This is a genomic window from Vibrio sp. 10N.222.55.B11, from assembly GCF_041473705.1.
In the GTDB taxonomy this organism is placed as follows: domain Bacteria; phylum Pseudomonadota; class Gammaproteobacteria; order Enterobacterales; family Vibrionaceae; genus Vibrio; species Vibrio crassostreae_C.
In genome coordinates this window covers 1-13,857 of sequence record NZ_JBFRST010000041.1, presented here as the reverse complement: position 1 = coordinate 13,857, position 13,857 = coordinate 1, and the positions used below count along the sequence as shown (strand labels likewise).

The window sequence follows — 13,857 nt, the reverse complement described above, 5'->3', positions numbered from 1 at the left end:
CAAGACGAGCACTGGAGCTCTGCTTTTATCCACCTGATATTTAAATCATTAAAATGAGTAGCGAGAGAATAAGCGAGTAATAATACAGACATAATTAATCAGATAATTACATACTTCACACCAAAAACATTCCTATCACGATTAATAAGATGAGCTCATCTTGATGTAGATTGTGATATTGGTTCAAAAAATAGATATTTGAAATTATTTTATAAATCCAAAAGTTTATGCTCGACTTAATCATGTCTAATTTTAAAACTGTGATCCAACCCTACAAGTTGTTGATAATAATGTATTTTGTTCATCTTTGAATTCATTCAAATATGGAAAATCTTTATTGTTGAGGGTGAGTGCAAGTAGTAAAATCTCGCCCGATTATGCAACTTACTTCTCACACCATGGACACAAGTAAAGTTACGATTGGCTCTCTCAAAGTAACGTAACTTCAAACACATACCTAAAATCAGTGTCCTATAGATAATGCAGATCAAATAAAAATAATTATATAAACCTAGGCTAGGTTAAACATGAAATTAACGTCGTCTTTAGGCTCACTGTTGGCTAGCAGTCTGTCTATCGAAATAAAACAGCGAGCGCTGATAGAGCTCGTCATCAACACTTATCAGCCACATGAGCGCACTGAGCTTTTTCAAAACGTGACTGAATATCGTAGAAGCCAGTTAGAATTGCTTTTCCCAGAGCATCAAAACAAAAGCTACTCTGTATTGTTTGAGGTGATGGACTACCGCGATCTGATTCTGCGCTATCCAAATACACTATCTGCAGAAATTGCTCTTCTAGAACAGGCTGTAGGGCAGTGCTATATGCATTGGCTAGATTTCTGGTGTGAGTGTGAAATTGCTGCGATCAAAGCAAAATCTCCATTAAATCCAAGCTCCATTTCTCATGTCGACCTCCCTATCAATGACAGTGCTTATTACGGTGCGATCATCGAACAGATAGAACATGAGCCACTTTTGGTACAAACACCGAGTCACCCACAAGGAATGCCAATCAGCGATGCCATTGCTTTAAGCAATCTCGAGGTGTTCATCAAGGGCGAGAAATGGTTTGAGATGCTGCCTTTATTACACCTTTCTCAGGCAGGTAAGCATTTTATTCTGCTCAAGCATCCAGTCGATGAAGCCTTTCCAACACTGGTTTCCTCTGCGCTGATTCAAGACTGGTCTAAGAATGACACTTGGCTAAGTTACGCACCGCCGTTCAGCAATGAGCAATGGCAATACTGTTTACCCAATTACGGCTACGATGAACTCGCAGGGTTACAACTTTTCACACCGCCTACACTGTCAAAATGTTACTCTCTCCCAGAATTTGACCAACAATTCCAGTTACAATTGTCCGACAAAGATGCCCTGTGTGAGGTGTTACGTCTGACAGTCAGTGGCAATACCCAACAAAAGCTCTATTTCCTCTACCTTTCTCAAAAAGAGCTGATGAGTGTGTTACACCAAATAGGCTATAAGATTGGCTTCACTATTATCGAGCAACCTTTCATGCTTCAGTTTTATCAAACCATTGATTCCAATGCATACTTCCATTCTGGATATTGCGAATTAAATGACGATGGCACGACAATTTATCGTGGATTCTGGAATTTTGAGATGATGGTAAAAGCGTTCAATAATGTCGATTTTCGAAGCTACAAACGCGCAGTGCGAGAAAGCAGAAAGTCATTAGAAAAGTCGCGCTCGGCAGGAAAAACTAGCTCGGTGAAAAAGGATGAACATGTTTGATTTCGGCCTAGAGGCGATCATCTATGCAAAAGCAATCACACTGCTTGCAACCGTGGCTGTGGTTGTCATGTGGTTGTTCTATTACTGCTATCGCCTGAAACAGAAGAACGAAGTGATCGCAGGGACACACCATGCCCCTTACATCGCGTATTCGATCTGCATTGTTGCGTGGATCAGCAGTAACGCTTATTTCCATACCGACTTATTACCGGAACTTGGGGCCTCGGCCGCCGTGTTCGCCGCAAAGTTTGCCAACCTCGCCTCGTTCTTTGCGTTTGCCTTTGCCTATTACTTCTCGTGCAAACTCGCCGCTGAACAACGTAATGGTAAGGTTCATGTGTGGCAGCAAGCCATTTTCGTCACCCTGACCGTCTACTCCTTCTTTATCAATTTAAGTCCGGGGTTAACCGTTGAACACGTCACCATTGCAGGCCCAAGCCAGTTCGTGATTGAGTTTGGCCCGCATACGCCGTACTTCTTTATTGGGATGATTAGCTTTGTAGTGCTAACACTACTCAACCTGGTGGCCATGCGCGCCAACAGCAGCAAGCTAACTTTAGCCAAAACCAACTATATGATCGCCGGCATTTTAGTCTTCATGCTGTCTACTGCGACGATCCACCTAGGCATGACCTACTTCTTGCGTGATTTCTCGCTCACTTGGCTGCCACCAGCTTTGTCGATAAGTGAAATGTTGTTCGTTGGCTATGCCCTGCTGACCTCGCGCTTCTACAGCGTGAAATACCTGGCGTACATGAGCCTAAATGCGATGTTGGTTTGTGCTATTTTGGTGATCCCTTTTGGCGCGATATTTATCCCGCTGACAGACGACAGTCAATGGCTTGTTGCTATCCCAATCTGCGCGATTATCGGCATCACGTGGCATGTTCTCTACAAGCGCGTAAGCCACTACGCCTCGTTCTTTGTCTACGGAAACAAGAAAACGCCAGTACAACAGATCCTCTCACTAGAAGACGATTTCAAGCTGTCGATTGATGATGCAATGCGTCGATTAGGTAGCCTATTGCAGATTCCCGAAGACAAGTTGCGTCTGGTGAACAGCAACTACAACGAAACCTTCTACGAAGATTACCTGTCTACCAACAAGTCCGTTTTAGTGTTCGATGAGCTGTCTCAGGAGCTTGATTACACCGCACCAGCCAAGCGCTCGATAAAAGCCCTATATGACAAGATGAGCTCCAACGATACCGCTTTGGTGATGCCTCTATTCGGCCAGGGGAAATCGGTCACGCACTTGTTAGTATCGTCACACAAGAGCAACGATCAGATGTTCTCTAACGAAGAGATCTCTGCCCTGCAAACCTTGTTAACTCGAGTACAAAGCACTATCGAAGCCGATAGACGCATCCGCCAAAGCCGTGCCCTTGCTAACTCAATCGCTCATGAAATGCGTAACCCACTGGCTCAAGTGCAATTGCAATTTGAACTATTAAAACAGCACATTGATAATCAAGCTCCAGCGAAACAGATCTTACTTGATATTGAGAACGGCCAAGCTGCGATTCAACGTGGTCGACAGCTGATTGATATCATCTTGCGAGAAGTCAGTGACAGCTCACCCGAGCATGGACCAATCACCATGACCTCTATCCACAAGGCCGTGGATCAAGCCGTCAGCCATTATGGCTTTGAGAACGAGAAGATCATTGAGCGAATTCGTTTACCACAACATGCTGATTTTGTGGCAAAGCTGAATGAAACCTTATTCAACTTCGTCATTTTCAACCTGATACGTAATGCAATCTATTACTTTGATTCTTATCCAGAAAGCCAAATTGAGATCAGCACCAACACCGGACCGTACGAGAACGTTCTAATATTCCGAGATACCGGCCCCGGCATTGACGAAGCCATTACACATAAAATTTTTGATGATTTCTTCTCTTACCAAAAAAGCGGTGGTAGCGGCCTAGGGCTCGGTTATTGCCAACGAGTGATGCGTTCATTTGGCGGCCGAGTTGAGTGCCACTCTAAACTTGGGGAGTTTACTGAGTTCCACCTGTACTTCCCGGTGGTACCCAATGCCCCCAAAGCAGACGCACTTCGTACGCCTTACTTCGATGATTGGAAAGGTAATCAAACCGCAACTGAAAACAAAACCAACGCTGAAGCTAAGCCAGATAACCAAGCAGAAACGCAAAGTTCAGAACCAACAAGTACGCTAACCCCAGAGAACCATTTGGCTCCAACCGTGCTTATCGTCGATGATAAAGAAGTGCAACGCACGCTTGTTCAGATGTACCTGAGTCGACTTGGCGTAAATAGCTTACAAGCTAAAAACGGCGAGAATGCCGTCGAGCTGTTCAAAACACACAAGGTCGATTTAATCTTAATGGACGTACAAATGCCGATAATGAATGGTTTTGACGCAAGCCAAATCATCAAGGCACGCTCTCCTCAAACGCCAATCATTGCTTTGTCTGGCGAATCAGGACAGCACGAGTTAGATATGATCAGCAAGTTGATGGATGGTCGCCTAGAGAAACCAACCTCCTTGAACGTGCTGCAACACGTGCTCGATAACTGGCTTGAAAAAGACTGGGCGTCGAATGCTCCCAAAGAAACCGAAGATGAAGAGTAGATGGCTAATGGCTAATGGCTAATGGCTAATGGCTAACAAGTTAATCAACGACTGATAAAAAATCCCCTCAAGAAAGGTTCTTGAGGGGATTTTTATTATGGGGGTGAACTCGTGAAATTCAGCGAGTTATATTTCATTAATATTGTTGTTCGCTCAGACGAACAAAGTCACACCCGTTTCTTGGTTAATTGAAATAGATAGTGCCACTCCATTTCTTACCAAGCTTAGATTGATAACGTCCGATCGCCACTCGATATCAGAAACTCGAACCTCATCGTTTTGCGTCAAGTTATGTACCGTGGCAACTTTAAGAACCGCTTCTTGGCTACGTAAAATCGTGTAAGCTAAATCACTGGTTGCAGGGTTGTCTGGCGCATACCCCAACAACAGAGTTGCTGAACTATCTGTTATCAGCTGCTGATTAAATTCAGTTTGTCCATCAATCGAATAACGCAAATCAATGGACACTTTAAGAGGCATGTCATGGCAGCTCGTCATTCTTGCTAAAGGCCCATCTAGTGGATTGTCGCAACCTTGTGCCTCCGTCAAAGCGCTGTGTTGTCCTCTGACATGCCAGACCAAATCTAGTTGTTGGTGGTGAGGGTTTTCCGCAGTATTGAATTCAATCGCCACATCCCCTAACCACAGAATTTGACGGCGAAACACAACGTCTTTGTACGCGGCTAAATCCCACTGAACAATAGTATGGCTATCGACCGTCGGTAACTCACCACACCAATCTGTTTGTGTGTCTAACCATGTGTAGGACTGTTCTTTTACAAATGTATTCACTTGAGGGTTGGCTGGCGGTTGATTCTTCTGATTCACCGCCAAGGTGTTGTGCGTCACCGTATTTTTATAATACCCATAATGCAGTTCAGCACCGTACCCTGTTGTTCCCAAGTCAGGCAAAATTTCTTTACCATTTCGAGTAATGATCACCCCTAGTCGATCATAGTGATCATGCTCACCACCATACGGAGAGTGCTTAATTAATAGCATGTTATCGTGCTCTCGATCGTGCATGATCGTGACGCCTGATTGTTCTGCATGAATAGACTGGCACATGAGCGGCTCTGCCACAGGTAATGCATCAACACCGTACAACAGTGCGTCGATATTGTTGCGTGGCTTATCCTGATAGATGCTCTGCAACGCCGATGCAAATAAAGGGTCTCGGAACTCGCGATACCCGAATTCGAACAAGTGGCTATGAGTTAACTTCTCTTGACCCGCAATACAATCGTTCAGACGTGGAAAGTCACCCGTATTGATGAGTAGCTTGAGCGGGAACGCCAACATGGTATGGAAGTTTGGCGCCGCTTGTAGTGAGTACTCTGTTTTACATGCCATTTTTTCGAAATTCAGAAGTGCTTGTAAAGCGTAGTAATGATAATGGATAGAACCTTCAAACCATAAGCCCTCCCCCTTTACACCATGCTCTAACTGATACTTCAAGCCATAAGGAGTGCTCACCGCAAAGTCGATGAATTTTCGGTCACCAAGTATCAAGCCTATCACACCAATAGTCGCAGAAATTTTCATTTCATGGTTATGCAATTGATCAGCTCGATGTTGCATCAGGAACTCAGCGCCTTCGCGTAACAAGCGCTGTTCAATAAATAATTGATCTTCGGTATTCAACTGCTCTTTAACGAAATCATAGCCTCGGGCAAAATCAATATTGCAATTCGCTTCGCAAAGAGTCTGTGCATTTGCTTTTCCTGGACCGTTATATGGAATACCGCCGTGTTCTTCGTAATTCGGGTAGTATTCAGCATAACCCAATAAGATCTCACGAACTTTTTCGAAGTATTTTCGGTCTTGAGTAATGTGCCAAAGCAAGCCTAGGTCATTACACGCTTTAGAATTGAGCCCATTAAGCCAACGCCACCATGCACCGTCATAAGGTTCCCCAGTAAGCACTTCGCCATCAACAGGGCACACATGTTCAGTGGGTCGGTCTCTATCCCAACTTAAGCGAACCCCATGCGTTGGGCAAAAATAATATAAATTCCATGTTGCGCGGGCATCGGGTGGAACGAGAGTGTCTGAAGTAAGCACAACCTGATTATCTTGAATAATTTGTTCGATGATCTCTTGGCTGGCATTTTGACGAATGACCGCCATTTCCTGAGAGGTAAACTGCAGCATAATGGATACCTATACTAAATCTTTAGATGAATGAAAATTGAAGTATTGTTTGGCGTTTTGATAACAGATGTTCTCGACACTCTGTTTAAGCAAAGGCTCATCATTCGGTAGTTCCCCGTCATCGACCCACTTACCAAGTAAGTTACATAGAATGCGACGAAAATAGTCATGACGAGAGAGTGACAACACGCTGCGAGAGTCGGTTAACATTCCTACAAAGCGCCCTAGCGCCCCTAAACTAGCTAGATCTTGAAGTTGTTTTTCCATACCCGCCTTATGATCGTTAAACCACCACGCAGAACCAAGCTGCACTTTACCTGGCTGCGCATCACTGTCTTGAAAAGCGCCTATGATTGACCCAAGCACTGGGCTATCTTTCGGGTTAAGGCTATATACGATGGTCTGAGGGAGTTGGCGGTCTTGATCTAACAAACTCAATAAATGACTAAGGTTTTCTGCAATTGGGTTGTCACTGATAACACTGAACCCCATACCGCCACCTAGCTTATCAAAGCGGCGCCTATTCACATTAGTTAACACTCCAATATGAATTTGCATCGACCAACCGTGCTTGTGATAAGCCTTACCAAGCACTTCAAAAACGGCTGTCTTAAACTGCGAAATTTCTTCACTATCCAGCGCCTCACCACGGTTAACCTTTGCTATCGCTTTATCAAGCACTTCAGAGTAATAATGTGAAAACTCCACAACTTTTAGCCCTAAGTCAGATAATCGGCAGTTATGTTGTGCAAAATAGTCCACGCGAGACGTGATTGCTTGAGCGTAGCTTGCAAAATCGACGATATTAATATCAGTGATGAACGCCAGTGAATTGAGTGTCTTTTGAAAACTACTTTGATTCTCTATTTCAATCAGGCTGTCAGCGCGAAATGTCGGCAAGACTTGTACAGCAAATTCTGAACGATTCAGTTTATCGTGATAGCTCAAATCGCTAAGTGGATCATCGGTAGTGCACAAGGTATCGACTCGACTCTCTTTAAGCAGACTTTGGAATCGGTGAGACTCTTGGCTGAGTTTTTTATTACAGTGTTGCCAAATAACCGCGCAATTCTCTGAGTTGAGTAGTAAATCGAGACCGAAGTATTTCTTAAGCTCCAAATGACACCAGTGATACAGCGGATTGCCGATAAGATACGGCATGGTCTCACACCACTTTTGAAACTTTTCATAATCACTCGCATCACCTGTGATGTAATACTCATCGACTCCGTTACTTCGTAATGCACGCCACAAGTAGTGATCGCAACTCAACCAAGCCTGAGCAATATTGTCGTATTGATGGTTGTCATAAATCTCTTTGGCATCTAAGTGGTTGTGATAATCAATAATAGGAAGCCCTGCCGCGTAATCGTGATATAAACGCTTGGCAGTGTCCCCCTGCAATAGAAAATCTTTATGTATGTATGAAGACATAATTCAAACTCTTGTAGAAAACTGTATTGATAAACTTTAGGGAAAAATTCATTCATGAAATTGTTTCCTAAAGCCCCTCTACGAGGTGGTTCATATAAGCCAGAGAGTTTCCCCTCTGGCCTATACCCTTATTACTTTTACATGGCTAGTTATTGCCGATTACTTAGATGTAGATACTTCTAAACGAGGCGTTTTCCTCGCACTCTTCAATAACAGAGAACCCACAGTAACAATCACTGCGCCGCAGAAGACAAAGGCCATACGACCCCAGAACGGGTTCGGGATTAGTACCATCGCCGTTACAAGTGCACCGAAAACCAGAATGAGTTTGCCTAGCATGTCGCGTTGTTGGCGATCCATTTCATCTTGTCCTTCGTCTTCGATAACAGGAGTCGCAACATCACTCCAAAACTCTTTAAGTTCTGTGTTTCGTTCGCCCACTGGCTCTTTGTAGAACTTAGTTGTTAGACAGAAGAAACCACCCGTGATCACAAGGTGACCAATAACCCCAAGCAGAACTTTTAGGTCACTCGCTTCACGTCCTGTGAACGGAACCTCTAGGTTTAATAGATTGGCAACTACGTCTGCTGTAAGCACAAAACTCACGATGTAAGACACCAACATGCCCACAGCCAAGGTCGCCCAGGCTGCCCAGTCGGGCGTTTTCTTAATAAACATACCGAAGAATAACGGCACTAGAATTGGCATCTGTAACAGCGTACTTACGTACATCATTGCGTCGAAAAGGCTCAAGCCACGAAGAGAGTTAATGAACAGAGCCACCATTATGATCAATATGCCGAAGACCATAGTCATGAATTGACTCACTCGCATCAGCTTCTTGTCATCCGCGTTTTTATCTATAATTGGTGCGTAAAAGTTACGCACGAACACACCTGAATTTCGGTTTAGACCTGAATCCATTGAAGACATTGTTGCTGCAAATACAGCCGACATAAGCAATCCCACCATACCAACCGGCATGACGTTTTCGACAAACACTAAGTAGACTGCATCAGCTGCTTTACTACCAAGTTCAGCCGCGTGCACAGTTGCCGCTTCAGGATAGATAATTGCCGTTACCCAAGGTGGTAAGAACCAAATTGCAGGTCCAACCAACATCAATACAAACGCTAGGAGTGCCGCTTTACGTGCGTTAACAGAATCTTTCGCCGTTAAGAAACGATATGAATCTTGCATGTTGTTGATGTTTTGCAGCTGCTTAACGAACATGAAGATAAACCAAGATACGAACAGCAATGGATAGTTCATATCAGAGCCCATGACACTGTCGACAGGGAATTGCTCGATAAGATTCGCTGGACCACCAATTTTTGCCAATGCAGCCACAGCACAAACCACCGTCACCGCCATGATCACAACCATTTGTACAAAGTCTGAAGCAACAACCCCCCATGCTCCGCCCAGTACTGAAATGAAGAGAACAATCAAGCCAGTCACAACTATCGTGGTTTCGATATCCACTTTAAACACAGCACTAACGAACAGTGCGAGACCATTTAGCCAAATACCGGTGTAAACCACACTTGTCGGCATTGTCGCCCACGTAAACACTTGTTCATTCGTTGCACCGAAGCGACGACGCACACCTTCAATAGGTGTAACAACACGCATTTGTCGAAAGCGGTATGAAAAGAACAACCACGAAAGTAGAAAGCCAAATGCGTTCGCCATGAAAATAACCATGATTGGGAACCCATCGGTAAAAGCTTTACCTGCTGCGCCAGTAAATGTCCAAGCACTAAACTGCGTCATGAATGCGGTAGAGCCAACCATCCACCACAACATCTTACCTCCTCCACGAAAGTAATCACTGGTAGAGCTGCCTGCAAAACGTTTGAAGATGACGCCAATCGCTATCATAAAGATAAAGTAGACACCAACAACGAGCATGTCGATATTCATTACGAACCCCTTTTCATTATTGTTCCGTTTAAATGATTTAATTTTTAAAATGCCATTTCATTATTACATCAACGGCATTTTATTTAAGGGTGTTCTGTAATTTTTGTGATCCAAACAATGCAAAAGTCATACAAATGAGAACGAGGTTGGATTATTGAGATCGGCGGCTTTTTAGGTTGAAAAGATCATTGATGGATATTTGGATACATCGTGGCGAGAAGGGACAAAAATAGATCAAGTAACCTAGGGGTCTAGCGACCAAATTACGAACCTAGGAGGTATACCAAGCCATGACTCAGGCGCCTATTGCTTGGTATTGACTGAATATCAGCCACTAATTATCCAAACACCGGATCTAAAAAAGCCAGCCTCATTGGGCTGGCTCTCTGAAATCAAGCGCTTGAATTAGTCCAAAAGCGTACGAACATAATCAGCAATTTCTTGATTTTGGCAGTTATCAAAGAAACACTGTTGGAAACGAGGGCTATCCACAGCAGTCTTCACAAGCTCTTGATCGATAGCGCGCAGTGAATCAATAAAGTTATCCTTCACTACCGCTGCTTTTACCTCATTAAGAAGCGCGGCATTGCGTTGTTGTGGCTCTGCTCGCTCTAACGGGTAACCTTGACCACGCTCACCTGTGAAAGCTTTTTCAAAGATGTAACGAACGTTCAATTCACCAGCCCAACCAAAACCTTTCGCAAAAGCGAGCGCGATAGCATTACCGTTGTTGATTTGGTTAAACAAGAACGCATCAGAAGGCTCTAAACAGTAACCACAAACCACGCCTGGATGTAAGTTCAGCGACATCAAAGCACCTTGGCCAGTGCCACATCCTGTCACAACAAAGTCAACCGCCTTTGAGTTAATCAGAATGCTCGCCATAATACCTAGATGAATATACGTTAAGTGGTGATCGTTCTCGTCTGTCATTCCTAGGTTGAAGACATCATGACCAAAACCACCAGCAACTGACTCTAGTTCAGCTGATACCATTGCATTTTTGCCTGCTTGACTGTTTTCCATCATTAGTGCGATTTTCATTTACTTTCTCCCGCAGCATTACTGCAAATTTAAAAATTAGTGCTCAAATGTTCGTTCTAAAAAATTCAGAGCTTAAACAAAGTCTTTACGCATTGGCGTAAAATTATCAATTAATACGCCGGCTTCTAGGCAAACACAGCCATGTTCGATACCCGGCTCTTTGTACATAGTGTCGCCTGCGCGCACCACTTGCGTTACATCACCAATAGTGAACTCAAAGGTTCCCGACAAAACGTATGTGAGCTGCTCATGAGGATGGGTATGCAACGCACCAACAGCGCCGGTTTCGAAATGAACTTCTACAGCCATCACGTTCTCGCTATGAGCAAGCACCTTGCGAGAAACTCCCGCGCCAAGATCTTCCATTTTCACGTCTTCGTTATACACAAACATGTCGTTTTTATTCCTGTTGTTGCGGCGTAATTTTGCACTTGGCGTTATCTTGGTATAGACGAAAAATAGTAACGAGGTTAATCCCTATCACTGATATTTCCATCAGCGAGCCACCAATTGAACCAATAATCAGATTATTAGTTAGCCAGCATGTAGCTCCCAATAAAAAGCCAACTCTTAGTGCAATACCGTTCAATCTAAATATTGAGTACGTTCCAATAATCGTTCCCGCTAAAGGCAGAAGTTGATACCAATGCTGAGCAAAACCGATTCCGCTGCCAACCGCGAGGGCAATAAATAACCCTGCAGCCCACAGCGATTTGGTATACATCGCGGTGCCAGTTCTGAGTGCTGAAATCAAAGCACCGATTGCCGATGTAATGGAACCCAATAATAAAAAGTGAATAAGATGGTTAACGTTCAACATCAACATAACCACTTTGAGCTTTTTGTCGTCCTTCTGGTAAAAGGTCGAAAGGCCCAGAAGGAAACTTACTAGCCCTACAGCTTGTGCAACGACCTCGTTAACCATCTTATATTACAAAAATCGTTATCGTGCTAACCATCCACCATCAACAGCAATGGTATAGCCATTAATGTAATCCGATGCAGGTGATGCTAAGAACACACATGGGCCAGCGACATCTTTTGGTGTACCCCAACGATCAGCAGGAATGCGCTCAAGAATAGCTTGGTTACGATCTGCATCTTCACGCAATGCTTGAGTATTATTGGTTGCCATATATCCAGGTGCAATCGCATTAACATTAATGTTATCGCTCGCCCATTCGTTCGCCATCGCACGGGTAATACCCATTACAGCACTCTTAGACGCAGTATACGAAGGAACACGAATACCACCTTGGAAAGAGAGCATTGATGCGATATTAATGATCTTGCCGCCAGTGCCTTGCGCTTTAAACTGCTTCGCAACAGACTGAGACATAAAGAAAACGGTCTTAGTATTGATGTTCATTACGTCATCCCAGTTTTGCTCAGAAAACTCAATCGCGTCTTCTCGGCGAATAATGCCGGCATTATTAACAAGGATGTCGATGTGACCAAACTCAGTCAGCGCTTTATCTATAATTCCAGGAATATCTTCCTGCTTTAGAAGGTCAGCACGTACGTCTAGAAACGTATGACCCGCTGCATTCATTTTTTCGATGGTATCTGTTGGCTCAACACGATTTACGCCAACCACTTTACATCCAGCTTCAGCTAAACCAATTGCCATACCTTGACCAAGACCGGTATCACAACCCGTCACTATCGCTACTTTACCTTCCAGATTGAATGACTCTAACATCATGTTCGCTTCCTCAATTACGTTTAGTGTTGTGGCATTTCTGTAATGTCGCCCACTCGATTTAGTCATACAATAAAACATAAATTCGTTGCTGACAATTATTTTTGAAACGACATTTCAAAAATAATTTCTAATTAAGTTAAAACTTTGAAGTTGATCGTTCTCGTTTTTTATTTTTTTGAAAAGGCTTTTTAGAAATTACGAAAAGTGGTATTTTGTCTTGATATTAGATAGCCTAAAGGAAGAAAAATGGAGAAGTCCACCCAACCAGAAGCCGTTTCATCGGTATTAAAAGTTTTTAATATTCTTGAATCTCTGGGGGAACAGAAGGAAATAGGCGTATCAGACCTTTCACAACGTCTAATGATGTCTAAAGCCACTACCTATCGCTTTCTACAAACAATGAAAATGCTTGGCTATGTATCTCAACAAGGCGAAGCTGACCGATACTCACTCACATTAAAGATGTTCGAACTTGGTTCAAAATCACTCGAGTGGGTTGATATGATCACAATTGCAGAGAAAGAGATGCGTGTGATTTCAGAAGAGACTAATGAAACCATTCACTTAGGTGCGTTGGACCATGGCTCTATCATCTACATACACAAGATCGATTCTAGCTTCGCGCTGCGCATGCACTCGCGCGTTGGTCGAAGAAATCCTCTGCATACGACTGCGATTGGTAAGGTTTTATTGGCAGAACGTGACGAAGAATTCGTTCGCACTCAGTTGGCAGACGCCGAGTTTGTGAAAAGCACAAAAAATACCCTTGAAAACGTCGACCAACTTATCGACGAACTTAAAGCGGTTAAGCTACAGCACTTTGGCGAAGATAATGAAGAACAAGAGCCAGGCTTACGTTGTATCGCAGCTCCAGTTTACGACCGTTTTGGTACCGTAATTGCTGGCGTCTCAATTTCATTTCCTACCATTCGATTTGATGAAGAGAAAAAAGCTCACTATGTGGCGTTACTGCACAACGCAGGTAGAAATATATCCAAGCAATTAGGGTTTAATGATTACCCAATAAAATAATGATAAAGGCGGCAGTTATTGCTGCCTTTTTTATTGCGAGTTGTCCCCTTCAATTAATAGCCCAAGAATCATCGACAAGTCATGTTGTGCGTAAATAGAACGACATATAGCTCAGATAAACTCCTCCCCCCCTTCCACCAATCATACGCAGACCATCAAGCCTATAACCCACTATGAACAATGATACCAATCCGGAAAATTAA

Annotated in this window: 10 protein-coding genes; 3 read left to right on the top strand and 7 right to left on the bottom strand. The window is 43.6% G+C overall.

Features of this window, described 5'->3' with window-relative positions; translation table 11 throughout:
* Window positions 1-527: 527 nt before the first annotated feature.
* Together AB4503_RS14490 and AB4503_RS14485 are read left to right on the top strand one after the other, a co-directional pair.
* The gene (locus AB4503_RS14490; protein WP_017066033.1) at window positions 528-1,757 is read left to right on the top strand and encodes an acyl-homoserine-lactone synthase; all 1,230 of its coding nucleotides are present in this window, start codon (window positions 528-530) and stop codon (window positions 1,755-1,757) included.
* Window positions 1,750-4,359 carry a response regulator gene (locus AB4503_RS14485; RefSeq protein ID WP_372115221.1) on the top strand — a complete coding sequence of 870 codons (2,610 nt, stop codon included), beginning with the start codon at window positions 1,750-1,752 and terminating at the stop codon, window positions 4,357-4,359. Before AB4503_RS14490 ends, AB4503_RS14485 begins: the two co-directional genes overlap by 8 nt.
* A 153-nt stretch (window positions 4,360-4,512) precedes the next feature.
* Here AB4503_RS14485 and AB4503_RS14480 read toward each other — a convergent pair whose 3' ends face one another.
* From AB4503_RS14480 to kduD, 7 genes are all read right to left on the bottom strand, one after another.
* Window positions 4,513-6,513: a heparinase II/III family protein gene (locus AB4503_RS14480; protein ID WP_372115219.1), complete on the bottom strand. Its 2,001-nt coding sequence runs from the start codon at window positions 6,511-6,513 to the stop codon at window positions 4,513-4,515.
* 9 nt (window positions 6,514-6,522) lie between these two features.
* Window positions 6,523-7,947, bottom strand: a complete 1,425-nt coding sequence (gene uxaC / locus AB4503_RS14475; RefSeq protein ID WP_372115217.1) for a glucuronate isomerase — start codon at window positions 7,945-7,947, stop codon at window positions 6,523-6,525.
* A 159-nt stretch (window positions 7,948-8,106) separates the two neighbouring features.
* Entirely contained in the window at window positions 8,107-9,873 is a 1,767-nt protein-coding gene (locus tag AB4503_RS14470; protein WP_372115215.1) for a sodium:solute symporter family protein, read from the bottom strand.
* A gap of 405 nt (window positions 9,874-10,278) precedes the next feature.
* Window positions 10,279-10,917, bottom strand: a complete 639-nt coding sequence (locus AB4503_RS14465) for an RpiB/LacA/LacB family sugar-phosphate isomerase (protein WP_372115213.1) — start codon at window positions 10,915-10,917, stop codon at window positions 10,279-10,281.
* Between the two features lie 72 nt (window positions 10,918-10,989).
* Complete coding sequence (locus AB4503_RS14460) at window positions 10,990-11,310, bottom strand: cupin domain-containing protein (RefSeq protein WP_372115211.1); 321 nt, start codon at window positions 11,308-11,310, stop codon at window positions 10,990-10,992.
* A 7-nt stretch (window positions 11,311-11,317) separates the two neighbouring features.
* Window positions 11,318-11,842, bottom strand: a complete 525-nt coding sequence (locus AB4503_RS14455; RefSeq protein ID WP_372115209.1) for a YgjV family protein — start codon at window positions 11,840-11,842, stop codon at window positions 11,318-11,320.
* An 18-nt stretch (window positions 11,843-11,860) separates the two neighbouring features.
* A complete protein-coding gene (gene kduD / locus AB4503_RS14450) occupies window positions 11,861-12,622 on the bottom strand; it encodes a 2-dehydro-3-deoxy-D-gluconate 5-dehydrogenase KduD (protein ID WP_048609765.1) in 762 nt (253 codons plus the stop codon).
* A gap of 246 nt (window positions 12,623-12,868) precedes the next feature.
* On the opposite strand from kduD, the gene kdgR reads away from it, so the two are divergent.
* Window positions 12,869-13,654 carry a DNA-binding transcriptional regulator KdgR gene (gene kdgR / locus AB4503_RS14445; protein ID WP_048609766.1) on the top strand — a complete coding sequence of 262 codons (786 nt, stop codon included), beginning with the start codon at window positions 12,869-12,871 and terminating at the stop codon, window positions 13,652-13,654.
* Window positions 13,655-13,857 lie beyond the last annotated feature (203 nt).